Origin of the sequence: Streptomyces sp. NPDC047072, assembly GCF_040643855.1 — a bacterium.
GTDB lineage: Bacteria > Actinomycetota > Actinomycetes > Streptomycetales > Streptomycetaceae > Streptomyces.
In genome coordinates, this window is sequence record NZ_JBEYVC010000147.1 from 1 (window position 1) to 26,746 (window position 26,746).

Below are 26,746 nucleotides of genomic sequence, written 5' to 3' on the forward strand. Positions count from 1 at the left end.
CGGTGTGGACGAGTCCCACCCCCGCTTCGGCTGGCGGACGCGGACCGCCGGACGCGGGCGCAGCCAAGGCGCCTACGAGATCCTCGTGGCGAGCTCCCCGGGAAAGCTGGCCGGTGAGCGCGCGGACGTCTGGAGCAGCGGCCGCGTCCGCACCTCCGACTCGGTGGCCGTCCGCTACCGGGGCAAGCCCCTCAAGGCCGCGACCCGCTACTACTGGACCGTCTCGGTCTGGGACGCCGAGGGCCGCTGGATCGGCGCCGGCCCCGTGGCCTGGTTCGAGACCGGCCTGATGAGCACCGACGGCGTCACCGGCTGGGACGACGCCCAGTGGATCGGCATGCGCGGCAAGACGCCCCACACGCCCGGCGCGCCGATGCTGCGCACGGAGGCACGGCTGAAGGGCCGGGTCCGCGAGGCGCGGCTGTACCTCTCCGCCCTCGGGGTCTACGACGCCTATGTCAGCGGCCACCGGGTGAGCGTCCCGCAGGACGGCGGCACCACCCTCGAACTGCTGCCGCCCGGCTGGACCAACTACGACGTCCGCGCCAACTACCTCACCTACGACGTCACCCACCTCGTCGCCCTGGAACCCGTCGTCACCCTGGCGGCCGTCCTCGGCAACGGCTGGTACAACGGCCGTATCTCCGAGGGCAGCACCTACTACTCGGAGAACGGCAACGCCCTCGCCCTCAAGGCCAAGCTGCTGATCCGCTACGCCGACGGGACCACCGAGTCCGTCGTCACCCGGCCGGACGGCACCTGGAAGGCCACCGACACCGGCCCCTACCGCGCCGACGACATCTACGACGGCCAGACCTACGACGCCCGGGAGGAGCTGCCGGGCTGGACCTCCGCGGGCTTCGACGACGCGCGGTGGTCCGACGTCGAGCGGGTGCCCTTCGAGGACAGGTATCCGGACGTCCAACTGCTCGCCTACCCGGCCGAGTCGGCGCGTCTGATGTCCCGCTGGGACCGTCGGCCGCAGTCCGTCACCGTGTATACGGGTGTCACCGGGGAGGGCCGGGGCCGTATCGTCGTCGATCCCGACCGGACCGTGACCGACCCGCACCTGGCGGCCTCCGGACACGTCACCATCGGCGCCGGCGACACCGCCGTCTTCGACCTGGGCCAGAACATGGTTGGCGTCCCCCGCTACAGCGTGCGCGGGCCCGCCGGTGCCCAAATCACCTTCAGGTTCGGCGAGATGCTCAACGACGACAGCGCGGGCGCCGACGGCCCCGAGGGCTCCGTCTACCGCGCCAACCTCCGCAGCGCCAAGGCCACCAGCACCTACATCCTCAAGGGGGAGCGCGACGGCGAGACCCACCAGGACTCGCTCACCTTCTACGGCTTCCGCTATGTGTCCGTCACGGCGACCGAGAGGGTCACGATCACCCGGCTGACCGGCAAGGTCGCCACCTCCGCGGTCCACGAGACCGGCACCCTCACCACGAACGACCCGGACACCAACCGGCTGATCGGCAACGTCCGTTGGGGGCAGCGCGGCAACTACCTGTGGGTGCCCACCGACTGCCCGCAGCGCGACGAACGGCTCGGCTGGACCGGCGACACCCAGGTCTTCGCCACCACGGGCCTGTACAACGCGGACGCCGCCGCCTTCCTCGCCCACTTCCAGGACACGGTCGTCGACTCCGCGGTCATCTACGGGGAGGACAAAACCCAGTTCACCGGGGTCGCACCCGGAGGGCGCTACAACTTCCCCGGCGGCGGCAGCGGTTGGGCCGACTGCGGGGTCGTGCTGCCCTGGACCCTGTGGCAGATGACCGGCGACACGACCGTCGTCGAGCGCAGCTGGCCCGCGATGACCCGCTACCTCGACTGGATCCGGCAGCAGACCGGAGACACCTACGCCGGACAGGGGTCGCTGACCGGCGACTGGCTCGCCCCGCAGAAGACCAGCGCCCAGCTGATGAGCGACGTCTACTACGGCTACTCCGCCCAGCTGATGGCCCGGATGGCCCGTGCCATCGGCCGGCCCGCCGAGGCCGCGGCCCACGACCGGCTCTTCGCCGACATCAAACGGGCGTTCATCACGAAGTACCTGAGCACCGAGGGCGGCACGACCACCGTCAGGTCCAGCCTCGGTGACGCCTCCCCGATCGAGCCGGGCGCCGACCCCGACGAGAAGACGGAGGACAACAGCCAGACCGCCCTGCTGTGGGTGCTGAAACTCGGCTTCTACGACACCGAGGCCCAACGCCGTGCCCTCGTCGGCCACTTGGCGGACAACATCGGCAACGACGCGGCCTACAAGGCGGCGCACCCGCACAGCAGCCGGGTCCGGTACGCCGAGAACACCCTGTCCGTGGGTTTCCTCGGCGTCAACGTCCTCGGCCCCGTCCTCACCGACGAGGGCCGCGCGGACCTCGCGTACGCACTGCTCCACCAGGACGCCATGCCGTCCTGGCTGTACTCAGTGAAGAACGGCGCCACCACGGTGTGGGAACGCTGGAACTCCTACTCCGTGGCCGACGGCTTCGGCCCGGTCAGCATGAACTCCTTCAACCACTACGCCTACGGCGCCGTCATGGAGTGGATGTACGCCCACATGGCCGGCATCGCCCGCGACCCGGCCAGCCCCGGCTTCAAGCACTTCGTCCTGCGGCCCCACCTCGATCCCACGGGACGGATCACCCATGTGGCCGCTGCGTACGAGTCGCCGTACGGCCGGATCAAGAGCGAGTGGTCGGTCGACGACGGCGGGACGACCCTGTCGTACGACGTCCAGGTGCCCGCCAACAGCGAGGCCACCCTGCGCGTTCCGGCCGTCTCAGCCGACTCGGTGCACGAGGGACGGGCCCCGCTGGACCGTGTCGACGGGGTGCGTTTCCTCGGACATGCCGACGGTGTGGCCTCGTACCGGCTGCCGTCCGGCTCGTACCGCCTCACCAGCAGGCTCCGCTGACCTGCCCACGGCCATTTTTCGAGCACGCCCTTCCGATCAAGGAGCATGCGTATGACAGAGATATCGAGCGGTGCGCCCAGCCGCAGACGGGTGGTCGGCACCATGGCGGCATCCGCGGCCGGACTGGCCCTTCCCGCGGCCCCCGCGCTCGCCGCGCCGAGCGCCCCTGTCCAACTTCCGGACGGAATCGGCGGGATCGAGGTCGTGGGCCTCGCGGTCGACGGCCGGGAGGACAGTCCGCTCGGTGTCGACGACCCCGCGCCGCGCCTGAGTTGGCGGGTCGTCCGAGCCGATGACGGGTGGTTGCAGAGTGCCTACCAGATTCGTGCGGCGCGCACGGAACGGGAGCTGGACGCGGGGCGTCTGCTGTGGGACAGCGGCAAGGTCCGCTCCGCAGCCCAGACCGACATCGCCTGGAGGGGGCCCGTGCTGGGCTCACGGGACCGTGTCGTCTGGCGGGTGCGGGTGTGGGACGCGCAGGGCGGTGCCACACCGTGGAGCCGCTCGGCGTCGTGGGAGATGGGACTGCTGAGGCGGTCCGACTGGGGTGCGGCGCGGTGGATCGAGCACGCCGGACGCGTCGTCGACCAGCCGCTGCCGGTGTTCGCCCGGGCCTTCCGGGTGGACGGCCGGGGAGGCGGCATCACCAGGGCGAGGCTGTACGTGTCCGGTGTCGGCCTCCACGTGGTCCGGCTCAACGACCGACCGGTGACCGACGAGGTGCTCGCTCCGGGCAACTCGAACTACCAACTGTCCGTCGAGTACCGGGCCTACGACGTCACCGACCTGCTCAGGAAGGGCGACAACACCCTCGGCGTCGAACTCGGGCACGGCACCGCGCTGGTGACCCGGTCCGTGACCAACGCCGCGACCGGACGCACCGCCCCGTACAGCTGGTGGCAGAGCCAGTTCAAGGGCACCGGCAGTCTGGTCGAGGCCGCGGCCCGGGGTGCCACCGCCGTCAAGGTGAGCAGCGTGGCCAACTACCACGTCGGAGGCACCGTCAACATCGACACCGGTGACGGAGGGGAGCGGCTGGAGTCCCGTACGATCACCGCGCTCGACACCGCGGGCACCGCCATCTCCTTCCAGCCGGCCCTCTCCGCCGACCACGCCGTCGGCGCGGCGGTCTCCGCCTCGGGCAACTCGCTCGCGAGCACCGACCCGAGCGCGGGCGCCGCGGTCACCCCGCGCCTCATCGCCCGCCTGGAGGTGACGAAGGCGGACGGTACCGTCCAGACGATCGTCAGCGACCGCTCGTGGAAGACGGCGCTGGGCCCGACGACCACCGCCAACTGGTACTCCGGCTCCGACTACGACGCCCGGCGCGAACAGCCAGCCTGGACCGCCCCGGGCGCGGACTTGAGCGCGTCGGCCAAGCGTCGCGACGGCAGCGCCATGGGATGGGCCGACGCGGGTGTCGCCCCGCCGCCCAACCTGACCACGGAGCTGGTCTGGCGGACGGCCGAGCCCCTCAAGGTCGTCGACAAGCTGCGGCCGGTGAGCATGTCCCAGCCGCAACCCGGCGTCTGGGTCTTCGACTTCGGGCAGAACTTCGCCGGCTGGCCGCAGCTGAACCTGGACGGCCGGGTGCCGGCCGGAACCACCGTGAAGCTCCAGCCCGCCGAGTCCCTGAACGCCGACGGAACCGTGAACCAGGCGTCGATCATGGGCGGCGGCGCGGCCCGCGGCACCGACGTCTTCGCCGCCTACACCGCCCACGGCGCGGCCCGAGGCGAGACCTGGCACCCGCAGTTCCACTACTTCGGCATGCAGTGGATCCAGGTCACCGGCCTGCCCGAGGGCTACACGCCCACCCGGGACACGGTCACCGGCCTGCAGATCCACGCCGACGTACCGGTCGCGGGCTCGCTGCGGACCTCCAACGCGTGGATCAACCGCATCCACCGCATGTCCCGTTACTCGATCATGAGCAACGTCATGTCGACCTTCACGGACTGCCCCGGCCGCGAGAAGCTCGCCTACCCCGCCGACTACCTCCAGCCCTTCGCCTCCCTGCACCGCACCTTCGGGTACGGCGCCTATCTGCGCACCATGGAACGGCACTTGGCGGAGGGCCAGTCCAGGGCGGGCGACAACATCGGCAACGTGGCGCTCAAGGCGCCGGTGTACGACTGGGGTTACACGGGCCGCTTCGGCGACGAGATCAACTGGGGCGACGGCATCGTCCTGACGCCCTGGTTCCTGTACGAGACGTACGGCGACACCCGGACGATGGCCCGCTACTACCCCCGGATGCAGGCCTTCCTCACCTACATCCGCACGAGGAAGGCGGGCACCGGAGCGGACGCGCACCTCGTGGACGCGGCGCTGGCCGACTGGATATCCAGCGAGCAGACCTCCGGCCGTATCACCGGCACCTGGGGCTACCACCAGGTCGCCGACCGAATGGCGCGCATGGCCGACCTGCTCGGGCGCACCGCCGACGCCGCCGAGTACCGCAGCCTCGCCGCCGCCATCAAGAAGGCCTTCAACGACGCCTTCTACAACAGCTCCCTCGGCCGCTACACCGAGCAGGGCGAGCAGGGCGGTGCAGGGGCGACCCAGGCCGCGCAGGCTCTGGCACTGGACGAGGGGCTGGTGCCTGAGGGCGAGCGCGGGAGAGTGCTCGACGCCCTGGTCGAGCTGGTCCACGCCCATCAACCCTACGGCGGGGGCCCGCACTTCAGCGGCGGCACCATCGGCCTCGCGCCCATCGTCAGGGCGCTGCACGAAGGCGGCCACGACGACCTGCTGTGGGACGTGCTCCAGGAGGACACCCGCCCCGGCTACAGCTACTTCATGCAGCCCACCACGGCCAACCCGGGCGGCCTGACGACCATCCCGGAGGACTGGGGCCTGGGCGCCTCGAAGAACCACATGATCCTCCTCCAGATCGAGGAGTGGTTCCACAGCGGCCTCGCGGGAATTCGTCAGCCGCGGGGAGGCGTGGCCTACCGCCACCTCGTCATCGACCCGAGGCCGGTCGGCGACCTCACCCATGTGGAGGGGAGCTACCGGACCCCCTACGGCGAGGTGTCCACCGAATGGACCCGACAGCACGGCGTCTTCCGGCTCAGGGTCGAGGTGCCCCCCAACACCACGGCGGAGATCCGGATACCCACCGGGGGCCGAAAGCCCCGGAAGGCCCCGGAGGGAGCCCGGTTCGAGAGGCTTGACGGCGACCGGGCGGTGTATAGCGTCGGGTCCGGCGGTTACGTCTTCACCACCCTGGACGCCGGACGTCCTGACTAGGGAGGCTCGCGGGATGCGGTCGGACGGCACGGCGATGCGGCTGCACCCCTTGAGCGAGTCCGGGGCGCAGCGGATCGAGCACTGGTTCGACCACCCCGAGGTCCAGAGCCGGCTGGGCGACCGGCTCTGGATCCACCGTCAGCTGCGGCTGGTCGGCGAGCCTCCTGCCGCCGCCTTCCGCGGCGCGACGGTACTGCGCACCTACGGCTGGATCGGCCTGGACCGGGCAGGAACGCCGGTCGCGTTCGTCTGCGGCGACGTCTACGACCGCTGGGTCCGATACCACGGCGAGGGCCCCGAGGGCCCCCTCCTGTCCCAGGCCGACCCCCGGACCTCCATGGGCCTGGCCTACCTGGTCGACCCGGGCCGGTGGCGGCACGGACATGGCCGCTCGGTCCTCCGAGCCGTCCTGGCCCACCCCGACACCGATGACGTCCGTACGTTCTTCTGCGGGATCGACGCCGACAACCACGCCAGTCGCCACTGCGCCGCGTCCGCCGACTTCACCCTCACCGACCCCGAACCCGATCATGAAGGGATGCTCTACTACCGCCACACCCGGCCGAGTTGACCACCGAGCTCATTCTGGACGTCGTGAACCGGAGCGCCGCACGAGACGGCACCCGGCGCCGCGCTCGATCTGGCACAGCCGGCCCGGACACCCGGCGTTCGGCGGGAGCCGGTACGCCTCGGGGTGTGGTCGGCGGCCGGTCGGTGTGGTACCGGCGCCGGGTCGGGTGTCCTCATGACCGGAGGTGCCGCCGCAGGAAGCGCAGCGTGGACTCGTGCAGGGTCGTCCGGTGCGGGACGCTGCCCCAGGAGTGGTCCGCGCCCTCGACGACCTGGAGTTCCGCGTTGCCGTCGTAGTGGTCCAGGTACCGGCGCACATACGCGAGGGGAGCGATGTCGTCCTTGTCGCCGTGCAGGATGTGGACCGGCCCGAAGTACGCGCCGGAGCGGCCGTAGACGTCGAGACCGGCGATGTCCTCGACCATGGCCGGACTCATCCGGTGGCCGTCGGCATCGAAGTACCCCTTCTCCTCGAACTCCGCCGCGAAACTGCGGCCCTTGAGGTGGCCCCCGCCGACCTCGGAGGGCGCGACGGCCGCCGGGGACCAGAGGCACAGCGCGCCGATGCCCGGCTCCTCGGCGGCGACGATGCCGGCGACCACACCCCCCATGCTCATCCCCACCAAACCGATCCGCTCGGCGTCGACGAAGTCGAAGCCCCGGACCGCCCGGAGCACCGCCCGCGTCTCGGCGATCTCGCCGGTGATGGTCACGTCGAAGAAGTCGCCGTCGCTCTCGCCGTGCCCGGAGAGGTCGAACCGGACCGAGGCGATGCCGTTGCGCTCCAGCAGCCGGGACATGGCGACGAAGTCGGGCAGCTCCAGCCGGTTGGAGGTGAAGCCGTGCACGAACACGGCGGTCGGCCAACGGGTTTGGGCCGGCCCCTCGGGGATGTGCACCGTGGAGCGGAGCGTCAGGCCGTGGTGGTGAAAGTCGTGAGGGCGGATCACGCGGCTGCCTTTCGGGTCGTCCCGGGTACCGAGCCCGGAGCCGTCGGTTGCTTACTCGCGTCACTTAAACGTGTATGTATTCTGAGCGGGCAAGCTAGCCGGAGCCGTGGGCTTTGGCAAGAGGTCCGGCGGAGGGCGGGAGCGTATGGCGGGGACATCCGGGCGCAGACGCGTGACCAGCGCGGATGTCGCGCGTGAGGCCGGGGTCTCGCGTGCGACGGTGAGCTACGTGCTCAACGACAGCCCCCGTCACCGGATCCCCGAGACCACCCGGCGGCGCGTGTGGGAGGCCGCCGCCCGTCTCGGGTACGCGCCGTCGGCCGCGGCGCGCTCGCTGCGCAGGGGGCGCTCGGACATCGTGCTGGGGCTGCTGCCGGACTGGCCGATCGAGCACGTCCTCGGGCGCCTGGTCCAGCAGTTGACCGACGCGTTCGCCGAGCACGCGCTCACCTTCCTCGTGCACTCGTCGGCGCACCCCGTACGGCCCTTGCGGGAGGTGTGGAAAGCGCTGACGCCGGCGGCGGTCCTGGCCCTGGACGAGTTCCCCGAGGCCGAGGTCGAGGCCATGCGGGCCGCGGGGGTCGAGGTCGTCATGGCGGTGCACGGCGCGGAGGGCGGCCCGCACCGGCAGCCGCTCGTGGTGGAGGAGCCGATCGGCGCGGCACAGGCCCGGTACCTGGTCACAGGACACGACCGGATCGGCTACGCCTACCCCGACCTCCCCAGACTCGGCGTCCTGGCCCGCCCGCGGCTGGACGGCGTACGCAAGGTGTACGCGGGTCTCGGTCTTGCGGAGCCGGACGTCCGTACCGTCGCCTCGGGGCCGGACGGCGCGCTGGACGCGGTGCGCGGATGGCTCACCGCGACCCCGGCGGTGACCGGCGTGTGCGCGTTCAACGACGAGATCGCGCTGGCCGTCCTGGTGGCCCTGCGCACCCTCGGGCGCCGGGCGCCGCGGGACCTCGCGGTGATCGGTGTCGACGACATTCCCGCTGCGGCCCTGGCGCAGCCGCCGCTCACCACCCTCGTGCGCGACACCGGCGTCATCGCGCGGAACCTGGTCCGCAGGGTCGTCGACGGCCTCGACGGCGGGCGGATTCCCGCCGATCCCGTCGAGGACCTGCTGCGTGTCGTGGTGCGGGCGTCCGCCTGACGGCCGGGTCGCCGTACGGGCGCGACGCCACCTTCGGCGCACCCCTTGCGCAACGAGGACGACACAGCTAATTTACGGCCACTGACTTATACGTGTAAGCGGACCTCGCGCCCCTCGGGCCCGCGATCCAGCCCGGCAGCCCGGTCCTCGCCGACAGCAGCCTCCAGACCAACGGAGATCTCGATGAAGAGAAGCACCGTCCTCCACGCCTCGCTCGGCGTCGTGGCCGCGCTCGCACTCGCCGCCTGCGGTGGCGGGCAGGGCGACAGCGCGAGCGGCGCCGGTTCGTCCGCCCTGACGATCGGGATGTCGTCGGCGCCCAACAGCCTGGATCCCGCCCAGATCGCCACCGGGCCGTTCCTCAACTACCTCGACCCGGCCTACGCGACCCTCCTGACCCGCAACACCGACGGCACGCTCGGGGCCGGTCTGGCCGACAAGTGGGGCTACGACGGCAGCGGCAACACCACCTTCCGCCTCCACCTGCGCGGCGGCGTGAAGTTCGCCGACGGCACCCCGATCACCGCCGCCGACGTCGTCGGTTCGTTCACCTACTTCCAGAAGGGCAGCGGCCCCAACGCCTCCTACTTCCGGCCGTTGACGTTCTCCGCGCCCGACAGCTCCACCGTGGTGGTCAAGAGCCCCACGCCCAACCCCGACATGGGCGCCCTGTTCACACCGCAGTTCCTGGGCGGCGCGATCATCAGCCCCGCCGGACTGAAGACACCGAAGAAGCTCGCCTCCGCGACCTTCGGCGCCGGGCCGTACGTGTACAGCGCCGCGCAGTCGGTCTCCGGGGACCACTACGTCTACCTGCCGAACAAGAACTTCTACGACCAGGCCGCCGTCCACTTCAAGAAGATCACCGTGCGGGTGATCCCCAACATCAACTCGCAGGTGCAGGCCCTGAAGTCAGGGCAGATCGACTTCATGTTCGGCACCCCCGACGTCGCCCCGACCATCGCGGGCTCCAGCTCGCTCGCCGAGGTCAAGAAGCCCGTCACCTGGGCGGGGCTGTTCCTCCTGGACCGCAAGGGCACCGTCGTCAAGGGACTCGCCGACGTACGGGTCCGGCAGGCGCTCAACTACGCCGTGGACCGCGACGCGATCACCAAGGCGGTGTACGGCGACTACGGCACGCCCATTTCCCAGCCGGCCATGCCCGGCTTCGACGGCTTCAGTACCTCGGCGAACGAGATGTACCCCTACGACCCCGCCAAGGCAAAGGAGTTGCTGGCGGCGGCGGGCTACGCGGGCGGCCTGACCATCCCGGTCAACTACGGGTCCTTCGACCCCACGACCGCCAAGCTCGTGCAGGCCGTACAGGGCCAACTCGCCAAGGTGGGCGTCACGTTGAAGCTGACCGCCGCCACCAACTTCGGCGGCTGGATCAACGACCTGCTGACGAAGAAGTTCGCGGCCACGGCCCTGTCCCCGGGCCAGGGCGGCGACGCCAACTACTACGCCCAGCAGTCGGGCTTCACCAAGACGGGCATCATGAACGTCTTCGGCGTCGACGACCCGGACGTGGACGCGGCGTACGCGAAGCTCGCCTCCTCGAACGCGCAGTCCTCCCCGGCGGCGGCCAAGAACCTGACCGAGGTGATCACCCGCCAGGCGCTCGCCCTGCCGGTGTCCGGCGCCGACCTGATCGTCATGTACAACAAGAAGCTCCACGGCGTGCAGTTCCCGCAGGGCAGTGCCCTGCCGACATCCGCCACGGTGTGGACCGCAGGGTGACGAGGACCCATGCTGCCGATCATTCTCCGCAGGCTGGGGCTGTCCGTCCCGCTGTTGCTGGTCGTCTCGGCGATCACCTTCCTCCTCGAGTCGTTCGTGCCGGGCGACCCGGCACGCACCCTGCTCGGCCTCAACGCGACACCCGAGCAGTACGCCGCGCTCCGGGCCGCACTGCACCTCAACCAGCCCGTCGTCACCCAGTACTGGCTCTACCTGAGCGGCGTCCTCCACGGTGACCTCGGCAGCTCCCTGTTCACCGACGAGCCCGTCCTGGGCCTCATCGGTCAACGCCTGCCGGTCACCCTGGCGTTGGTGATCGGGGCGACCGGACTCGCGAGCCTGGTCGGCGTCCTGCTCGGCGTCTTCAGCGCGACCCGGGGCAGGGTCGGCCGCCGTGTCGTCGACGTGGTCTCCCTGCTGGGCGGGGCGCTGCCCAACTTCTGGATCGCCCTCCTGCTCGTCGCCCTGTTCGCGGTGAAGTTCGCCCTCTTCCCGGCCACCGGGTACACCCCGTTCACCCAGTCGCCCGGGCAGTGGGCCAATGGCCTCGTCCTGCCCGTGGTTGCCCTGGCGATCGGCGGGGTCGCGATGATCGCCAAGGTGACACGGGACGCGATGCTCTCCACCCTCGGCCTCGACCACGTCCGCACGCTCAGGGCGTCGGGCATCAGTCCCGCGTCCATCGTCTGGAAGCACGCCCTGCGGGGCTGCGGACTGCCGGTGGTGACCACGATCGGCCTGACGATGATCGCGTTCATCCCCGGCACGATCCTCATCGAGAACGTCTTCACCCTGCCCGGCCTCGGGACCACGGTCGTGGACGCGACCAACCAGCACGATCTGCCGGTCGTCCAGGGCGTCGCCCTCACCTTCACCGTCCTGGTGATCGTCGTGAACCTCCTCGTCGACGTCCTCTACGGCCTCCTCAACCCGAAGGTGCGTGCGCAATGACCGCAGTCGAGCCGCCCCCGAAGGCTCTGCCACGAGCGAGGACCAACCCCCTCGCGGGCATCTGGCGCCGACCCGTCACCGCCGCGGCCTTCGTGGTCGTCGCGGGCATCGTCGCCGCGGTGCTCCTCGCCCCGCTCCTGGCACCGCACCCGCCGCTGGCGCAGGACCTGTTGCACGCCCAGGCGGGTCCCTCGGCACAGCACCCCCTGGGCACGGACAGCCTCGGCCGCGACGTCCTGAGCCGACTTCTCTACGGCGGCCGCCCCACCCTGCTCGGCATGGGCCTCGCCGTCCTCGTCTACGCGGCCGTCGGCGCGACCCTCGGCGTGCTGGCCGGCTATCTGCGCGGCTGGACCGACCGCGTGATCGTCGCGGTCGTGGACGTCATGCTCTCGGTACCGGCGATCATCATCACGCTCGCCGTCCTCGCGATCTTCCACCAGAGCAACACCGCCGCCATGCTCACCATCGGCTTCTTCGCCTCCGCCAACCTCGCCCGGGTCATCCGCAGTTCGTGCATCGCGCTGCGCGAGGAACTCTTCGTGGACGCCGCCAAGGTGTCCGGGCTCGGACCGGCACGCATCATGGCCCGACACATCCTGCCGGGCCTCGTGGGCCAACTGCTCGTCCAGATCTGCCTGTTCGCGGGGATCGCGCTCGCCCTCCAGACCGGCCTCGGGTTCCTCGGCATGGCCACCCCGGCGCCCGCGCCGAGTTGGGGCGGCATGGTCGGCGAGGCCGCGCAGATCATGCAGCAGGACCCCTGGCTGCTGCTCGTCTCCGGCGGGGTGATCGGTCTGATGTCCGTCGCCTTCGGACTCCTCGGTGACGGACTGCGCGACCTCGAAGAGGACCGACGCCGGTCCACCGGCGGTCAGTTGAAGAAGCCGGTGCCCGCCGCGGCCGAGGACCAGGACACCGCCGTACCCCCGGACGGAGCCGTGCTCGCCGTACGGGACTACTCGATCGCCTTCGCCACCGCGCACGGACCGCGCACCGTCGTCGACTCCATCGGGTTCGAGGTGCGCCCCGGAGAGATCTTCGGCCTGGTGGGGGAGTCCGGCAGCGGCAAGACAGTGACCGGACTGTCGGTGCTCGGACTGCTCGCCCCGAGCGGAGCCGTGACCGGAGGATCGGCCTGGCTGGACGGCCGGCGGATCAGCGGCCTGCCGGAGCGGGACCTGCGGCGCATCCGCGGCCGGGAGATCGCCCTGGTCTCCCAGGAACCCATGATGGCCCTAGACCCGTACTTCACGATCGGCTCGCAGCTGTCCGAGGTCGTCCGGAGCACCGGGACCGGCGCCGACGGCAAGGAGGCCGTCCGCCGGCGGGTCCGCGAACTGCTGACCAGCGTCCACCTGCGCGACCCCGACGACGTGGTGCGCCGGCATCCGCACGAGCTGTCCGGCGGCATGCTCCAGCGCGTCGCCATCGCCATGGCGCTCGCGGGCTCCCCGAAGGTGCTGATCGCCGACGAACCCACCACCGCCCTCGACGTCACGGTGCAGGCGGGCATCCTGGATCTGCTGCGGACCCTGCGCGACGAACGCGGCACGGCGATCGTCCTGATCACCCACGACCTCGGAGTCGTCGCCGACGTCTGCGACCGCGCCCTGGTGATGGAACGCGGCCGGATAGTGGAGGAGGGGCCGGTCGAAGACATCTTCCACCGCCCCCGGCACGCCTACACGAAGAAGCTCATCGAGAGCACCCCCAGCATCGCTCGGACCGAGGGCAGGATCGCGTGACATCGACTCCCGTACTCCAACTCGACCACGTGGCGGTCCGCTATCCGTCCCGCGGCTTCCGCAAGCCCCCGACCACGGTCGTCGAGGACGTGTCGTTCCACGTCGGACCGGCCGAGACCGTCGCGCTCGTCGGCGAGTCGGGATCCGGCAAGACCACCATCGGCAAGGCGGTGCTGGGCCTGGCCCCGGTCGCCGCCGGCCGCGTACTGCTCGACGGGCGGGACATCACCGCCCTCACAGGGCGAGCCCGCCGCCTGCTGTCCTCCGACATCCAGGCGATCTTCCAGAACCCCTACGGATCGCTGAACCCGGCGCTGCCCGTGGGCCGGACACTCGCCGAACCCCTGCTCAGCGCTTCGACGCTCAGCAACACGGAGGTCCATGACCGCATCGCCGACCTGCTGCGCCGCGTCGGCCTGCCCGAGGACGCGGCGGGCCGGTACCCGGCCCAGTTCAGCGGTGGCCAGCGGCAGCGCATCGCCATTGCCAGGGCGGTCGCCCGGCAGCCCAGGATCATCGTGTGCGACGAACCGACCAGCGCCCTGGACGTCACCACCCAGGCCGCCGCACTCGACCTCCTGACGGAACTCCAGCAGACGCTCGGCTGCGCATACCTCTTCATCACCCACGACCTCGCCGTCGTCAAGGAGTTCGCGGCCCGCACCCTGGTGCTCCAGCAGGGACACATCGTCGAGGAGGGCCCGAGCGCCGAGGTCTGCGACCGCCCGCGGCACGCCTACACCCGGCGTCTGGTGGCGGCCGCGCCCGTGCCCGACCCGGTCCTGCAACGCGAACGCCGTCAGCGACGGGCGGCGGCGGAGGCGGAGATGGAGGCGTCCGGCCGGTGACCGCGGGCCTCAGAGCCGCCGCGTACCCGTCAGGCGGATTCCCGGACGCGGATGAGCAGCTCGTCCCGGACGGGTGCGGCGAGCGTCTCCCGTCCCTGGAGCGCGTCGACCACACGGCGAGCCAGGCCCCGTGCGATCACGGCGGTGTCGCGGGCGACGGTGGTGAGCGGTGGCTGGGCCAGTGACGCGGTGGGGATGTCGTCGACGCCGATCACCGCCAGATCCCGCGGCGCACGCAGTCCCAGATGGTGCAGGCCCGCCAGCACGGCCAGCGCGATGTCGTCGTTGAAGGCGCAGACGCCGGTCACCGGCGGATCGGCGGCCAGCCACCCCCGTACCGCCTCGGCCGCGCCTGCCCCGTCGAGGGGTACGGTCCGCACGTCCGGCTCGGGAAAGCCCAGCTCGGCACATGCCTTGCGGACGCCGTCCAGCCGCGGCTGGGCCAGGACGTCGAGGCCCGGCAGGTCGGGGTAGGCGTACCCGAGCCGGCGGTGGGGGCCGGCGAGATGCCGGGCCTGGAGGGCGCCGATCGGCTGCTCGGACACCAGGGGGGACTGCGCCTCGCCGTCCGGGGCCGCCGCCCCGTGCATCGCCATGACCACCTCGATGCCCGCCGCCCGCATCGCCTCGGCCTCCGGGTCGGCGAAGTCCTGGAGCGCCAGCACCGCGGCGGGTGTCATGGTCTTCCAGATGTCCCGCAGGGGTCGCGCCGGATGGGAGGAGGAGTGCACCACGAATGTCAGTCCGTGCTCGGCGAACGCGTTGGTCAGCTGCTGGATGAGGTGTCCGAGAACATGCTCGATGGGCCAGTCCGGCAGCAGGCCGAGCACGATCTCCGAGCGTCCCGTGCGCAGGGCCCGCGCCGCCGCCGAGGGTGCGTAACCGAGCCGGTCGGCCGCCTCCCACACCCGCTGCCGGGTGGCCTCGGGGATCTTCTGATGGGGCACGGCGTTGAGGACGTAGCTCACCGTCGCACGCGAGACTCCGGCCTCGCGCGCGACATCGGCGCTGGTCACCCGCCTGCCGTCAGACACCCCGGTCACCCGCCGCCCTCGGTCGCACCTCTTGTCAAAGCCTCTCGGCGGCGGCTAGCTTACCGGCCGGATCACTTGACTGGCACGCGTAAGTGATACGAGTAGGCGCGCGTGGCCCGCTCATCTCGGTTCTCGTCGTTCGCGACGTACTCGATGTTCTCGACGAGGAGGACCCCATGCCCGGTATCAAGGACACTTCCCGAAGCCCGTGGAAGACCGCGGTCCTCGCCGGCATGGCCTCCTACCTGGACGCCGGGGCGCTGGTGACGTCCGGCATCGCGATCGGCGGTTACTACGCAGGGCCGCTCCACCTCGGCAGCGGAACCATCGGGTCCCTCCTGGGGTTCCAGACTCTGGCGTTCGCGGTCGGTGCGCTCTTCGGGGGCCGACTGGGAGACCGGTTCGGCCGCCGGAAGATCTTCAGCCTCTCGCTCGTCCTGTACGCGGTGGGCGTCCTCCTGCTCCTGGTGGCGGCGGGTCCCGCCCTGCTGTACGTCGGAGTGGTGGCCACGGGCCTGGCCATCGGAGCGGATCTTCCCGTATCGCTGGCGCTGGTCAACGAGGAGGCACCGGTCGGCAAGAAGGGCACGATGGTGGTGTTCTCCGGCATGCTCTGGCTCGCCGGCATCGTGGCCGTCCTGATCCTGAGCTCCTTCATGGGGGTGCGGGGCGTGCTAGGCGGCCGGATCCTGTTCGCGCATCTGCTGGTCGTGGCGGTCGTGGTGCTGTTGCTCCGCCTCGGCCTCCGGGAGTCGGCCGAGTGGACCGCCGCCCGGCGGATCGCGGACACCGGGACGGCCGCCCGTGCCGAGACCGTCGAGTTCGGCCGCGTCCGGGATCTCTTCCGGGCCCCGACCGTCCACGCCCTGGTCGCGACCGGCCTCTACTACGCCGCCTGGAACCTCGGCGCGAACACGCTCGGCCAGTTCGGCACCTTTCTGTGGACCGAACTGGCCGGCGGGGAGGTCGCGCAGTTCTCCCGGCTGACCCTCCTCGGACTGCCCGTCGGCTTCGTCGCCGGTCTGCTGTTCCTGCGCGTGGTCGACACTCCGGCCCGGCACAGGTGGTTCGCGGCGGGCTCGGCGCTGATCGCGCTCGCCTGGGCTCTGCCCGCCCTGTTCGGTCCGGGCAAGGTCACGCTGGTCGCCGTCATGCTGATCTCCGGCCTCGGGAACTCCTTCGCCGGTGAGTCCCTCTACAAGGTCTGGTCGCAGGAGCTGTTCCCGACGCTGCTGAGGGCCACGGCCGGGGGCGTGACCATGGCCTTCACCCGGGCCGTCGCGGGACTGGCCGCCCTCGGGACCCCGGCCTTCGCGCTCGGCCACACCCGTCTGATGTTCGGCACCCTGTTCGGCCTGATGCTGGCCGCGGCGGTCATCGGTCTGGTCTGGGTGCCCCTCCTCCCGAAGGCGCCGACGGCGCGGGAGGCGAGGGCGCCGGAGGGGCGACAGCCGGAGAGCGACCTGGTCGCGCCTCCGACGAGCCTGCGGTGATCGCCGGCCGCGGTCACGCTCCCGGGTGCAGCCCGAGCCAACCGGGTGTGGGGTCGCCCTTGACCTCGCCGAAGTAGAGGGCGAAGGTCTGCTTCCAGCGTTCCACGGCGGCGCGGTCGGCCATGAAGCGGGGGAAGCCGTCCACGTGGGCGTTCGGGTACTCCCAGAGCTGCTTCAGCCCGGCCGGGGGAGTGATGTCGGTGCGCACCGACCAGCCGTTGAAGGAGTTCTGCTGCCACTCGGTGGACAGCTGCCAGTTGATGAAGAGCTTGGCGGCCGCCGTGTTCCTGGCCTGCTTGAGGATGCCCATACGCTGGCCCCAGCCCATGAAGGGGTGTCCGTCGGCGATGACGAAACGGGCGGGGGAGGAGGCGTTGGGAACTGCCGAGCCCGCGGTGCCGACGCCGATCGCCTTCTGGCCGCCGAAGACGGCGTCGCCGGGGGAGTTGCTGCCCCGGGCGAACTGCACGTCCTGCGCGGCGAGTCGGGCCACCCAGTCCCAGCCGTACTTCTGGGCGTAGAGCGTGTAGAGGTAGAGGACCGCGTCGTCGTCGTGCGGATAGGCGGAGGCGATCTTGCCCTTCCACCTGGGATCGACCAGGTCCTGCGCGCTGCGGGGCGCGTCCGAGCCCACGGCCGCCGTGCCGTACAGGAAGCTGAAGGCGATCGCGCCGGTCGCCACCCAGGCGCCCTGCGGGTCCTTGAACTTGTCGTAGACCTTGGAGAAGCCGGCGGGCTTGTAGTGCAGCAGCCGGCCCTGCTCCTTCCAGCGGTCGAAGTCCTGGAGCGTCTGCAGCTGTACGACGTCGGGGACGAGGGTGTCGGTGGCGAACTGGTTGTCGACGCGGACGTCGTGGTACTTGCTGTAGTCGACGATCAGCGTGAGGTCGATGTCGGGGAAGCGCGCCTTGAAGCCGGCCTTGGTGCCGTCCTGCTGGGTCGGGGTGTCGCCACCGGCGTACACGACGAGCTTCCCGCCCTCCGCGCGAGCCGCTCGGTACAGCTCGTCGAGCGTCCGGGTCTCCTCGGAGCCGGTCGAGTGTCGTGACGCCAGGGGAGAAGCCGACGCCGGGACCGCCGAGGCCCCGAGAACGCCTGCTCCCAGGGCGGCACCGGCACCGACGGAAAGGACGTGCCGTCGGCTGGGGAGACTGGACATGGGGGAAGAGCCTCTCTGCAGGGGGTGTGGGAGGTCGGGGCGCCACAGACCATGGTCATTGTGGGGCGGGAGCCGTTGGCTCCGCGTCGCCCGAACGGTGCGCGAAGACCACCGGAGGATGGAACCGGCGTTCAACCCTTTGATTGAACGCCGCTGTTCCCCCCGGTACCCATGAGCGCGCCCCTCACCTCACGCGCAGGGCCGCGCACGTGCCGACGGTGGCGCGTTCGTCAACGCGTCTTCCGGCGCGGGCTGGAGCGGCTCGCCCGGGGTGTGACAGCGATGCGCGCCTGCTCGATATGCCTTTCCTTGACGGGACGTGTTCACAGCTCGGGGACCCGCCCCTGAGCCGGTGACCTCGCGGGGCTTTCACCACGAAGTACCGGGTCGGACGACACGTCAGGGGCGCAACAGCGTCTTGATCGCGCGGCGTTCGTCCATCGCCCGGTAGCCCTCCGCGGCCGCGGACAGGGGCAGGGTGTGGTCGAAGACGCGGCCGGGGTTGATGCGCCCGGTCATGACGCGGTCGACGAGGTCCGGCAGGAAACGGCGCACGGGGGCGGGGCCGCCCTGCACGGCGACGTGGGAGTAGAACAGCGCAGCGCCGTCGAGGGTGACGCCGTGCGGGACGCCGGTGATGCCCACGCCGCCGCCCGGGCGGGTGGACTTCAGGGCCTGCTGGGTGGACTGGTCGGTGCCGACGCACTCCAGGACCCGGTCCGCGCCGATGCCGCCGGTGAGGTCCTTGACGCGGGCCACGCCCTCGTCGCCGCGTTCGGTGACGATGTCGGTCGCGCCGAACTCGGTGGCCAGCTGCCGGCGGTTCGCGTGGCGGGACATGGCGATGATGCGTTCGGCGCCGAGTTCACGGGCGGCCAGGACGGCGGAGAGACCGACGGCTCCGTCGCCGACGACGGCGACGGTGTCACCCGGCCGCACCCCGGCGGCGACCGCGGCCCACCATCCGGTGCCCATGACGTCGGAGCAGGCGAGCAGGTCGGGGACCTGGGCGTCGGTGGGCAGTTCGGGCGTGGCGACCAGGGTGCCGTCCGCGTGCGGGATACGGATGTACTCGGCCTGGCAGCCGCCGACGAACTCGCGGTGGAGGCAGTTGCTGGGAAAGCCGTTGACGCAGTTGGGGCACGTGCCGTCACTGGCGAAGAACGAGCCGACGACGAACTGGCCCGTCCGCACGGTGGTGACCTCGCCGCCCACCTCCTCGACGATGCCGACGTACTCGTGGCCGACGGGGGCGGGATCCTTGGCGGGGTTGATGCCGCGGTAGTCCCACAGGTCGGAACCGCACACGCAGGTGGCGAAGGTGCGGATCACGGCGTCGGTGGGTTCGAGGATCCTCGGAATGTCGCGTTCCTCGACGCGGATGTCTTTCGGGCCGTAGAGGACTGCTGCGCGCATGGCGGGGTGCTCCTTGCTGTCTCGTGTGGGGTGGTCTGAGGCTTCTTGTGCGTACGGGGTTGTGCGGGCGATCACCTGGCGCGGTGTGTTCGGGTGCCCATGCGCGGTGCGGCCAGGGCCGCGAGGATCGCGATGACGGCGGCCAGGGCCAGGCTGACGCGCAGCCCGTGCTGGAAGCCGGCCCGGGCGGAGATCAGGGCACCGAAGACGGCCACCGCCAGGGCGCCCCCGATCTGACGGCTCGTGTTGAACACCCCGCTCGCCGTGCCGGTCTGCTCGGCGGGCACGTGCTCCAGGAGCAGCACGGTGGTCGCGGGCATCACCAGCGGACCGGCCATGCCGACGGGGATCAGCAGCAGTGCGCTCGCCCACACCGGCACCGAGGCGGGTACCACGGCCAGGGTGAGGGAACCGGCGGCGATCAGGACCAGCCCGGCGACGACCGGGACGCGCGGCCCGGTGCGTTCGGCGATGCGCGCGGCGAACGGCGTCAGGGAGGCGCTGAGCAGCATCATCGGCAGGAACGCGATCCCGGCGCCCAGCGCGGACAGACCGTGCTGCTGCTGGAAGTAGAGGGAGAAGACGAACGGCAGCCCGTAGAAACCGACCATGAACGCGAACCCGATGCCGGTGGCGACGACGACGGTCGGTGACCGGAACAGCGTGAGCGGCACCATCGGGTGGGCCACCTTCGCCTGCGCGATCACGAACGCGGCCAGCGCGAGGACAGCGAGAGCCAGCGAGGCCAGTACCCGCGGTGCGGTGAAACCGGCGTCGCCCGCCTCGATCGCCCCGAAGGTGAGACCTCCCATCGCCAGGACGGCCGTGAACTGCCCGATCCGGTCGAACGGGGCCGGTCGGGTCGGCGAGTGCGGGGTGCGGGAAACGAGCAGCAGAGTGAGGGCGCCGACCGGCAGGTTGATCCAGAAGATCATCCGCCAGGAGGCCAGGCTCAGCAGTCCGCCGAGCACGGGTCCGGCCGCCGCCGCCACGGCTCCGCCCATCGCCCACACGCCCACCGCGCGCGCCCGGCGGGCCGGGTCGGGGAACGCCTGGCGCACCAGGGCCATGGAGGTCGGCATGGTGACGGCCGCTCCGACGCCCTGCACCACGCGGGCGGCGACGAGCACCGGCAGGGTCGGGGCCAGTCCGCAGGCCACCGAGGCGACGACGAACAGGATCAGGCCGCCGGCGAAGGCCCTGCGCGCGCCGATCCGGTCCGACAGGGCACCGGCGGACAGCAGCAGCGCGGCGAACATCAGCGTGTAGGCGTCGACCACCCACTCCAGGCCGGTGATCCCGCCGCCCAGCGCGTCGCGGATCGAGGGCAGGGCGACGTTCACGATCGTCGCGTCGAGGGTGATCACGAAGAAGCCGAGAACCGCGGCCGCCAGCGTCGCCGTGGCGTGCCGGTCCGTTCCGGGCGTGCCCGCCTCCGACGACCGGTGCGAGGAAGCGGTGAGAGGCATGTCGGAGCGTGCTCCTTCCGTGCGGGGGACGGGTGCCGGGCCCGCTGACCCGGTTGCCCGTCCACGGAACCACGCACGCTGACTGAACTGGGAGTCCTTGTCGGGAGAGGTACTGGCAGGGACCCCCGCACCTGACAGCGACCCCGCACCGCGGTGTCCTACGCTGAATCCGTGCCGACCGAGCGTGTCCGCGAGGACATCCGTACGTTCCTGACCAGCCGACGTGCCCGCATCACTCCGCAGCAGGCCGGCCTGCCCGACTTCGGCGGGCGGCGCCAGGTCAGCGGGCTGCGGCGGTCGGAGGTCGCCCAGCTCGCCGCGATCAGCGTCGAGTACTACACCCGTCTGGAACGCGGCAACGTCGGCGGGGTCTCCGAGGAGATCCTGGACGCCCTCGTCGGCGCCCTTCACCTCGACGACGTCGAACGTGCCCACCTGGCCGCCCTGTTCCGCGCGGCCAACGCCCCCCACCGCGCCGCCGAACGGGACGGTGGCGCCTCGCACGTGCGCGACAGCGTCCAGCAGGTCCTCGACGCCATGACCGGCGCGGTCGCCTTCGTCCGCAACGCCCACCTCGACGTCCTCGCCACCAACCGACTCGCCCGCGTGCTCTACGAAGAGGCCCTGGACACCGGCGAACAGCCCCCCAACCTCGCTCGGTTCGTGTTCCTCGACCCGCGGGCACGCCGCTTCTACCGCGACTGGGACGGCATCGCCCACGACGCCGTCGGCAGTCTGCGCGCCGAGTCGGCCCGTACGCCCGGCAACACCGAGCTCGCCGACCTCGTAGACGACCTCGCGACCCTGAGCCCCGAGTTCGCCAAGGGCTGGGACGCGCACGACGTGGAGTACTACCGCAGCGGCCGACAGCGCTTCCACCACCCCGCCGTCGGCGATCTCGACCTCGACTACGACGCCCTCGAGATCCCCGCCGACCCGGGCCTGACGATCGTCACGTACACCCTCGCCTCGACATCGCCGTACGCTCCCGCGTTCCGCGCGCTGCGACATCACACCGCAACCGTTACCCGCCCCTGAGGCCACCCGGACTTTGTCCTGCACGTGGAAAAAGAGCGGCGTTACTCGTGCGTAAGTACTTCACAGCCTGGAAAATGGTTGTTACGTTCCTTCCCGAGAGCCCGGCCACGGACGAGGGGAGGGATTGTGCGACGGATGACCGCTCGGCCTGAGAACGCGCATCAAGCACGACTGCTTCGCCTGCTGTGTGACAACGGATCCCACTCCCGTGCACAGCTGGGCGATCTGGTGGACCTGTCCCGGTCGAAGCTGGCGGTCGAGGTGGACCGGCTGCTGGAGACGGGACTGGTCGTCGCGGACGGTCTGGCTCCCTCCCGGGGCGGCAGGCGGTCGCACAACATCCGGCTCGCACCGACCCTGCGTTTCCTCGGTGTCGACATCGGTGCCACATCGATCGATGTCGCCGTGACGAACGCGGAGTTGGAGGTCCTGGGCCACCTCAACCAGCCCATGGACGTCCGCGAGGGCCCGGTCGCGCTCTTCGAGCAAGTCCTCGCGATGGCAGCGAAGTTGAGGGCATCGGGGCTCGCGGAGGGGTTCGACGGCGCCGGTATCGGCGTCCCCGGACCGGTCCGCTTCCCCGAGGGTGTCCCCGTGGCCCCGCCGATCATGCCCGGCTGGGACGGCTTCCCCGTACGGGAGGCGCTCAGCCAGGAACTCGGCTGCCCGGTGATGGTCGACAACGACGTGAACCTCATGGCGATGGGGGAGCAGCACGCGGGCGTCGCACGCTCCGTGGGCGACTTCCTCTGCGTCAAGATCGGCACCGGCATCGGCTGTGGCATCGTCGTCGGCGGTGACGTCTACCGGGGGACGACCGGTAGCGCCGGCGACATCGGCCATATCCAGGTGGAACCGGAGGGCCGCGCATGTGTGTGCGGCAACCGGGGTTGTCTGGAAGCCCACTTCAGCGGGGCGGCCCTCGCCCGGGACGCCGTGGAGGCGGTCGAGCAGGGGCGGTCGGCGGAACTCGCCGCACGGCTGGAGGCGGCCGGGCGGCTGTCGGCCGAGGACGTGTCGGCGGCCGCGGCGGCTGGGGACGCGGTGGCCCTGGAGCTGATCAGGGAGGGCGGGAAACGACTGGGGCAGGTCATCGCCGGACTTGTCAGCTTCTTCAATCCGGGGCTGGTGGTGATCGGCGGCGGGGTGACCGGGCTCGGGCACACGCTGCTGGCCAGCGTCCGGACCCAGGTGTACCGGCAGTCGCTGCCGCTCGCCACGCGCAATCTGCCCATTGTGCTGGGTGAGTTGGGACCGGCGGCCGGAGCCATCGGCGCCGCCCGGCTCATCAGCGACCACATCTTCTCTCCGGCCTGACCGCAGTCCGGCCCGGCCGGCGACGGACCACTATGCGCGCCATCGCGATCCCGTGGCGCGACCACGACCGAGCGTCGCCGCGACCCCGTCGGCGATCCGCCCCACCTGTCGCGCCCGGGCAACCCCACGGCGCCCTCGTCACACCCGTAACGCCACGGCCTCAACCAGCGCATGACGGCCCCGCCCCTACCCGGTCGCCGGGCCTCCGGCCTGCCCAACTCGGCTTCCCCACACCGGCTTTCAGCCCCAGGGACCGCCGGAGCCGCCCCTGTACCCGACCACTCTGCCCAGCCCTGCCCTGCCCGCTGACGGCCCGCATCCGCCGAGGGGACTTCTCATGGCATCACCACCACCCCTGCTCACCATGTCCGGAATCACCAAGTCGTTCCCGGGCGTTCGCGCCCTGGACGGTGTGGATCTCGAAGTCAGAGCCGGCGAGGTCCACTGCCTCCTCGGCCAGAACGGGGCCGGCAAGTCGACCCTGATCAAGGTGCTCGCCGGCGCCCACCAGCCCGACGACGGTGAGATCACCTGGCAGGGCGAGCCCGTGACCCTGGGGTCGCCGATCGCCGCCATGCGGCTGGGCATCGCCACCATCTACCAGGAACTCGACCTGATCGAGGGGCTGTCCGTCGCCGAGAACGTCTACCTCGGGCACGAGCCGACCTCCGCGGGGTTCATCGTGCGCGGCTCCGCGGCCCGTACGGCGACCTCGGAGCTGCTGAGTCGTCTGGGGCACGCGGAGATCGATCCCTCCCGGCTGGTCGGCGAGTTGTCGGCGGCGCAGCAGCAGATCGTCTCCATGGCCCGCGCGCTGTCCCACGAGGTCCGGCTGATCGTGATGGACGAGCCGTCCGCGGCGCTCGACCCCGAAGAGGTGGACAACCTCTTCCGGATCGTCGGCGATCTGACGGCGGACGGTGTCGCCGTCATCTACATCTCCCACCGCCTGGAGGAGATCCGCCGCATCGGCCACCGGGTCACGGTCCTGAAGGAGGGCCGGTCGGTCGCGGGCGGCCTGCCCGCCGAGTCGACCCCCACCCAGGAGGTCGTGGCCCTGATGACCGGGCGGAACGTGGAGTACGTCTTCCCCGACCGCCCCGCGGCCGGGTTCGCCGCGGCGCGGGAGCCGGTGCTGAAGGTCGAAGGGCTGAGCAGGCGAGGGGAGTTCGCCCCCGTAGATCTGGAGCTGCGCCCCGGCGAGATCGTCGGCCTCGCCGGACTCGTCGGCTCGGGACGCTCCGAGATCCTGGAGACGATCTACGGTGCCCGCAAGCCCGACGCGGGCCGTGTCCTCGTAGACGGAACACCCCTGCGCCCCGGCAGTGTCCGCGCCGCCGTCAGCGCAGGCATCGGTCTCGCGCCCGAGGAACGCAAGGCGCAGGCGCTGCTGATGCTGGAGTCCGTCAGCAGCAACGTCTCGGTCTCCACGCTCTCCCGGTTCGCCCGCGCGGGCTGGCTCGACCGGCGTACCGAGCGCGCCGCCACGCACCAGGCGGTACGGGAACTCTCGCTGCGGCCGGACAATCCCGATGCCGCGATCAGGACGCTGTCCGGCGGCAACCAGCAGAAGGCCGTGCTCGCGCGCTGGCTGTTGCGGGGCTGCAAGGTCCTGCTGCTGGACGAGCCGACCCGGGGTGTCGACATCGGCGCCCGGGCGGAGCTCTACGCGGTGATCCGCCGGCTGGCCGACGAGGGCCTGGCCGTACTTCTCGTGTCCAGTGAGGTGCCCGAGGTCCTGGGGCTCGCCGACCGGGTGCTGGTGCTGCGGGAAGGCAGCGTCGTCCACACGGCGGACGCCCGGGAGCTCGACGAGCACCGCGTACTCGATCTTGTGATGGAAGGGAGCCCGACGCCATGACACAGCCGGCCACCGCGGCGCACGAGGATGCGCCGACGCCCACCGCCAAGTCCGCGGGCAGGCAGGGGAGTTCACGCCGACCGGGGCCGCGCTGGGACGTGCGCACCCTGTCGTTGCTCGGCTTCCTCGCCGTCCTCGTGGTCGTCGGGGGGATCACCGCACCGGACGAGTTCCTCGCGACGAGCAACCTCCAACTCGTCCTCACCCAGGCGTCCGTGATCGGCGTCGTCACCGTCGGCATGACGTTCGTCATCACCAGCGGCGGGATCGACCTGTCGGTCGGCGCGATGGTGGCGCTCGCCTCGGTGTGGGCGACGACCGTGGCCACCCAGGAGTTCGGCTTCGCGGGCATCCTGTTCACCGCGCTGGTCGTCGGGGTGGGCTGCGGTCTCGTGAACGGTCTGCTGATCGCCTACGGCAGGATGGTGCCGTTCATCGCGACGCTGGCCATGCTCGCCTCGGCCCGGGGTCTCGCACTGCAGATCACGGACGGCAGCACGCAGATCGTGAGCGTCTCGTCGGTGCTCGACCTGGGCGCCAGGGACTCCTACATCCTCGGTATCCCGCCCCTGGTCCTGATCTTCGCCGCGGTCACCGTCATCGGCTGGCTGGTGCTCAACCGCACCACCTTCGGCCGCCGCACCGTCGCCGTCGGCGGCAACGCGGAAGCGGCCCGGCTCGCCGGCATCGACGTGCGCCGCCAGCGCCTGTACCTGTACCTGTTGTCCGGACTGTGCTGCGGTATCGCCGCGTTCATGCTGATCGTGCTCGCCGGCTCGGGCCAGAACACCAACGGGAACCTCTACGAGCTGGACGCCATCGCCGCGGCGATCATCGGCGGCACCCTGCTCAGTGGCGGCCGGGGCACCATCGTCGGCTCCGTCCTCGGTGTCCTGATCTTCACCACGATCACCAACATCTTCGCGCTGAACAACCTCGAGACCGCTGTCCAGCAGATCGCCAAGGGCGCGATCATCGTCGCCGCCGTCCTGGTCCAGCGCCGCTCGCCGCACGGCCGCGACACCTGACGCCCGTGCCGACACCGCCGGAACGCCGTCCCTGACACGGCAGTTCGGCACCCCCACGGCCTCCGTCCGGCCCCCCACAGCCTCCGTCCGACACCCACCGCCCAGTCGAAGGGTCGATCCGCCATGGCAAGAAACCCCGCCACCAGCCGCAGGGCACTGCTGTTCGGCACCGCCGCCGTCTCCGCCGGCGCCCTGCTCACGGCCTGCACCAGCAACGAGCCCAAGGACCAGGCCCAGGCCGCCGACAACGCCGCCCCGGTCGCCGATGACAAGCCCGGCAAGCAGGTCACCATCGGCTTCGCGGGCCCGCAGGCCGACCACGGCTGGCTCAACGCCATCAACTCCAACGCCAAGTCGCGGGCGAAGAAGTACTCCGACGTCACCCTGGAGATCACCGAGGGTTCCAACGACACCGCCCAGCAGATCGGCCAGGTCCAGACGCTGATCAACAAGAAGGTCGACGTCCTGGTGATCCTGCCGGCCGACGGCAAGGCCCTCACCCAGGTCGGCCTCCAGGCCATGCGGGCCGGCATCCCCGTCGTCAACCTGGACCGCGTCTTCGCCTCCCCGCAGGCGTACCGCTGCTGGATCGGCGGCGACAACTACGGCATGGGCCTCAACGCCGGCCACTACATCGGCGAGCAGCTCAAGGACAAGAAGAACGCCAAGGTCGTCGAACTCGCCGGCCTCGACAACCTCGAACTGACCCAACAGCGCACCAAGGGCTTCGACGACGCCCTGAAGAACTACCAAGGCCCGCACGGGCTCTGTGACGGTCCCCAGGGGCCAC

At 71.0% G+C, this 26,746-nt stretch carries 19 protein-coding genes; 14 read left to right on the top strand and 5 right to left on the bottom strand.

Going from position 1 to position 26,746, the window contains the following annotated elements; all coding sequences use genetic code 11:
• The 3 genes from ABZ896_RS39845 to ABZ896_RS39855 form a co-directional block, all read left to right on the top strand.
• The coding region (locus ABZ896_RS39845) for a family 78 glycoside hydrolase catalytic domain (protein WP_360940079.1) at window positions 1-2,926 on the top strand (2,926 nt) is incomplete at its 5' end.
• A 51-nt stretch (window positions 2,927-2,977) separates the two neighbouring features.
• Window positions 2,978-6,181, top strand: a complete 3,204-nt coding sequence (locus ABZ896_RS39850) for a family 78 glycoside hydrolase catalytic domain (protein ID WP_360940081.1) — start codon at window positions 2,978-2,980, stop codon at window positions 6,179-6,181.
• Between the two features lie 13 nt (window positions 6,182-6,194).
• A complete protein-coding gene (locus tag ABZ896_RS39855) occupies window positions 6,195-6,752 on the top strand; it encodes a GNAT family protein (RefSeq protein ID WP_360940083.1) in 558 nt (185 codons plus the stop codon).
• Window positions 6,753-6,924: 172 nt separating this feature from the next.
• On the opposite strand, the gene ABZ896_RS39860 is transcribed toward ABZ896_RS39855, so the two are convergent.
• Window positions 6,925-7,701 (bottom strand): alpha/beta hydrolase, encoded by a 777-nt coding sequence (locus ABZ896_RS39860; protein WP_360940085.1) that lies wholly within the window; start codon window positions 7,699-7,701, stop codon window positions 6,925-6,927.
• A 172-nt stretch (window positions 7,702-7,873) separates the two neighbouring features.
• Here ABZ896_RS39860 and ABZ896_RS39865 point away from each other — a divergent pair, with 172 nt between their 5' ends.
• The 5 genes from ABZ896_RS39865 (at window position 7,874) to ABZ896_RS39885 (ending at window position 14,141) form a co-directional block, all read left to right on the top strand.
• Window positions 7,874-8,854 carry a LacI family DNA-binding transcriptional regulator gene (locus ABZ896_RS39865; RefSeq protein WP_360940087.1) on the top strand — a complete coding sequence of 327 codons (981 nt, stop codon included), beginning with the start codon at window positions 7,874-7,876 and terminating at the stop codon, window positions 8,852-8,854.
• Between the two features lie 183 nt (window positions 8,855-9,037).
• Window positions 9,038-10,594, top strand: coding sequence for an ABC transporter substrate-binding protein (locus ABZ896_RS39870; protein ID WP_360940089.1), 1,557 nt, complete (start codon window positions 9,038-9,040; stop codon window positions 10,592-10,594).
• A 9-nt stretch (window positions 10,595-10,603) separates the two neighbouring features.
• A complete protein-coding gene (locus ABZ896_RS39875; RefSeq protein WP_360940091.1) occupies window positions 10,604-11,545 on the top strand; it encodes an ABC transporter permease in 942 nt (313 codons plus the stop codon).
• The gene (locus ABZ896_RS39880; RefSeq protein ID WP_360940093.1) at window positions 11,542-13,293 is read left to right on the top strand and encodes a dipeptide/oligopeptide/nickel ABC transporter permease/ATP-binding protein; all 1,752 of its coding nucleotides are present in this window, start codon (window positions 11,542-11,544) and stop codon (window positions 13,291-13,293) included. The genes ABZ896_RS39875 and ABZ896_RS39880 overlap by 4 nt, the downstream gene beginning before the upstream one ends.
• Window positions 13,290-14,141, top strand: coding sequence for an ATP-binding cassette domain-containing protein (locus ABZ896_RS39885; protein WP_360940095.1), 852 nt, complete (start codon window positions 13,290-13,292; stop codon window positions 14,139-14,141). Before ABZ896_RS39880 ends, ABZ896_RS39885 begins: the two co-directional genes overlap by 4 nt.
• Before the next feature lie 29 nt (window positions 14,142-14,170).
• On the opposite strand, the gene ABZ896_RS39890 is transcribed toward ABZ896_RS39885, so the two are convergent.
• Window positions 14,171-15,175, bottom strand: coding sequence for a LacI family DNA-binding transcriptional regulator (locus tag ABZ896_RS39890; protein WP_360940097.1), 1,005 nt, complete (start codon window positions 15,173-15,175; stop codon window positions 14,171-14,173).
• A 176-nt stretch (window positions 15,176-15,351) separates the two neighbouring features.
• On the opposite strand from ABZ896_RS39890, the gene ABZ896_RS39895 reads away from it, so the two are divergent.
• Window positions 15,352-16,668: an MFS transporter gene (locus ABZ896_RS39895; protein ID WP_360940099.1), complete on the top strand. Its 1,317-nt coding sequence runs from the start codon at window positions 15,352-15,354 to the stop codon at window positions 16,666-16,668.
• A gap of 13 nt (window positions 16,669-16,681) precedes the next feature.
• Here the strand turns inward: ABZ896_RS39895 and ABZ896_RS39900 are convergent, their stop codons facing one another.
• From ABZ896_RS39900 to ABZ896_RS39910, 3 genes are all read right to left on the bottom strand, one after another.
• The gene (locus ABZ896_RS39900; protein ID WP_360940101.1) at window positions 16,682-17,827 is read right to left on the bottom strand and encodes an extracellular solute-binding protein; all 1,146 of its coding nucleotides are present in this window, start codon (window positions 17,825-17,827) and stop codon (window positions 16,682-16,684) included.
• Between the two features lie 399 nt (window positions 17,828-18,226).
• Window positions 18,227-19,243 carry a zinc-dependent alcohol dehydrogenase family protein gene (locus ABZ896_RS39905; protein WP_360940103.1) on the bottom strand — a complete coding sequence of 339 codons (1,017 nt, stop codon included), beginning with the start codon at window positions 19,241-19,243 and terminating at the stop codon, window positions 18,227-18,229.
• A gap of 71 nt (window positions 19,244-19,314) precedes the next feature.
• Window positions 19,315-20,712, bottom strand: coding sequence for an MFS transporter (locus ABZ896_RS39910; protein WP_360940105.1), 1,398 nt, complete (start codon window positions 20,710-20,712; stop codon window positions 19,315-19,317).
• A 171-nt stretch (window positions 20,713-20,883) separates the two neighbouring features.
• Here ABZ896_RS39910 and ABZ896_RS39915 point away from each other — a divergent pair, with 171 nt between their 5' ends.
• The 5 genes from ABZ896_RS39915 to ABZ896_RS39935 all read left to right on the top strand — a co-directional run.
• The gene (locus ABZ896_RS39915; protein WP_360940107.1) at window positions 20,884-21,750 is read left to right on the top strand and encodes a helix-turn-helix transcriptional regulator; all 867 of its coding nucleotides are present in this window, start codon (window positions 20,884-20,886) and stop codon (window positions 21,748-21,750) included.
• Between the two features lie 135 nt (window positions 21,751-21,885).
• Complete coding sequence (locus tag ABZ896_RS39920) at window positions 21,886-23,067, top strand: ROK family transcriptional regulator (RefSeq protein ID WP_360940109.1); 1,182 nt, start codon at window positions 21,886-21,888, stop codon at window positions 23,065-23,067.
• 337 nt (window positions 23,068-23,404) lie between these two features.
• Window positions 23,405-24,928, top strand: a complete 1,524-nt coding sequence (locus tag ABZ896_RS39925) for a sugar ABC transporter ATP-binding protein (RefSeq protein ID WP_360940111.1) — start codon at window positions 23,405-23,407, stop codon at window positions 24,926-24,928.
• Window positions 24,925-25,956 carry an ABC transporter permease gene (locus ABZ896_RS39930; protein ID WP_360940113.1) on the top strand — a complete coding sequence of 344 codons (1,032 nt, stop codon included), beginning with the start codon at window positions 24,925-24,927 and terminating at the stop codon, window positions 25,954-25,956. The genes ABZ896_RS39925 and ABZ896_RS39930 overlap by 4 nt, the downstream gene beginning before the upstream one ends.
• Window positions 25,957-26,079: 123 nt before the next feature.
• Window positions 26,080-26,746, top strand: a 667-nt coding sequence (locus ABZ896_RS39935) for a substrate-binding domain-containing protein (protein ID WP_360940115.1), incomplete at its 3' end; no start/stop codon positions are given.